Genomic DNA, 2,395 nt, shown 5'->3' on the forward strand with positions numbered 1-2,395 from the left:
CGTGAGTTAGAATTACTTAAAACATTGAAAAAAACGATGCTTCAACAGATGTTTGTATAAAAAAGGAGAGAATTGAATATGAGTAATGCAAGTGATGTTACGTCAAAGCTATGGGAAATGGCTAATAAGTTACGTGGAACAATGGATGCAAGTGAGTATAAGAACTATATTTTGCCTTTTATGTTCTATCGTTATCTATCAGAAAATCAAGATGAATATTTGGCTGACAACTATTTGGAAGAATTTTATGAAGTGACTGACCCCAAAGAAAAAGAAGAGTATCTTCAGGATATTTCTAAGGGAATCGGTTATGCGATTGATCCAGAGTATGTTTGGGATAAGATGGTTTCTAAGATTGAAAATCATAAGATCAAAGCCAGTGATTTCCAAGATATGTTTGATTCATTCAATGCAAATGCTAAGCGTAATGCCGCAGCTGAGGATGATTTTGCAAATGTGTTTTCAGATGTCAATTTAGGTGATACTCGTTTAGGTTCATCCACAAATGAACGTGCTAAAGCCTTGAATGATATTGTCTTGATGATTAATGAATTTAATTTTAAAGATGACTCTGGACATGATATTTTAGGTGACGTATACGAATATTTGATTGGCCAATTTGCGGCTAATGCGGGTAAAAAAGGTGGGGAATTTTACACTCCGCATGAAGTAAGTCAAGTTTTATCAAAAATAGTAACACTGAATTCAAAAGAATCGGATGATCAATTTCATGTTTATGATCCAACTATGGGTTCGGGATCATTGCTATTGACCGTACAAAAAGAATTACCCAATGGTGATGCAGAGGGCTCTGTTGATTTTTATGGTCAAGAATTGAATACAACAACTTACAACTTAGCTCGGATGAATTTGATGATGCACGGTGTCAATTATCGAAATATGAATTTGAAACGTGCTGACACACTTGATGCTGATTGGCCGTTTGATGAAAAAGATGGTGTTCAGGTTCCTGTGAAATTCGATGCAGTGGTAGCTAATCCGCCTTACTCACAAAAATGGGATATTAAAAATGTAGATCGTGAAAAAGATACACGCTTTAAGGGGTTTGGGATCGCACCAGCTTCAAAAGCTGATTATGCTTTCGTTTTACATGGCCTATATCACCTAGAAAAGACTGGAACAATGGCTATTGTATTACCTCATGGTGTGCTATTTAGAGGAGCTGCGGAAGGTAAGATTCGTAAAAATATCATTAAGGAAAATTTACTCGATGCAGTTATCGGTCTACCAGCTAACTTGTTCTATGGAACAAATATTCCAACATGTGTGCTAGTGTTTAAAGGCCGTGAATCTCGTGGTAATAATAAGGATATTTTATTTATTGATGCGTCAAATGAGTTTGAAAAGGGTAAAAATCAAAATAAATTAACCAGCGAAAATATCGAAAAAATCGTTGAAACTTACCAAAAGCGTAAAGATGTTGATAAGTATGCGCATGTTGCAAGCATCGAAGAGATTGAAGAAAATGACTTTAATTTAAATATTCCACGATATGTTGATACTTTTGAAGAAGAGGAAGTTGTCCCACTTTCTGAAATCGTGACAAATATTAATGAAACTCGTTCTGAAATTGAAAAAACAACTAATGAGTTATACAGTCTATTAGATGAATTGGTAGGAACAACCCCTGAAGTAGATAAGGAATTCCAAGAATTTTTAGCAAAATTCAAGAAATAGGAACTATACTTTGAAAAATCGTAGGTAATTACTACTTTTGCTTATCAGGACAAACGCTTGGGAACTGCGAAAGTTGGGAGAAGTTGTTGAATTTTTTTCAGGTCTTACCTATTCTCCTCAGAATGTTATTCATGATGCAGGGGTTCTTGTTCTAAGATCTTCAAACATTCGTGATGGAGAAATAGTGGATGCTGATAATGTATACGTAGAGCCTACTGTGGCAATATCTAGAAAAATTAGAAATGGAGATATTATAGTTGTTGTTAGGAACGGTTCACGTGGTCTTATTGGAAAACATGCTAAAGTGAAAAAGAATTTAGGAAATGCTGTAATAGGTGCTTTTATGGCAGGAATAAGAGCAAAAAGATCAGACTTCATAAATGCTACATTGGACACACAAAAATTTAATTTAGAAATTAACAGGAACTTGGGTGCAACTATAAATCAAATAACCAATAAAAATTTCAAAAATATGTGTTTTTATATTCCAAGTGATATTGAACAACAAAAAATCGGTAGCTTTTTCAAGCACTTAGATGAGTTGATTACCCTTCATCAGCGTATTGAGAAAATCAGTAGTTAGTGTGATAGGCAAAGCTGTTTTAGCTAGAAAATCTAAATTAGCGTATGTAATTGTCGATATATTTATATGATTTTATTGATATACTGTTATGTTTTATTTGTAGGATGTAATTTA

2 protein-coding genes are annotated in these 2,395 nt (G+C 33.9%); both read left to right on the top strand.

Annotation, left to right across the window (positions count from 1 at the left end):
- The first annotated feature begins 78 nt into the window (after nucleotides 1-78).
- Nucleotides 79-1,698, top strand: a complete 1,620-nt coding sequence (locus LMU01S_RS09865; RefSeq protein ID WP_056959215.1) for a type I restriction-modification system subunit M — start codon at nucleotides 79-81, stop codon at nucleotides 1,696-1,698.
- 37 nt (nucleotides 1,699-1,735) lie between these two features.
- Nucleotides 1,736-2,281, top strand: a complete 546-nt coding sequence (locus tag LMU01S_RS09870; RefSeq protein WP_056959214.1) for a restriction endonuclease subunit S — start codon at nucleotides 1,736-1,738, stop codon at nucleotides 2,279-2,281.
- The last annotated feature ends 114 nt before the right edge of the window (nucleotides 2,282-2,395 follow it).

The organism is Ligilactobacillus murinus DSM 20452 = NBRC 14221, from assembly GCF_001591685.1.
Taxonomy (GTDB): domain Bacteria; phylum Bacillota; class Bacilli; order Lactobacillales; family Lactobacillaceae; genus Ligilactobacillus; species Ligilactobacillus murinus.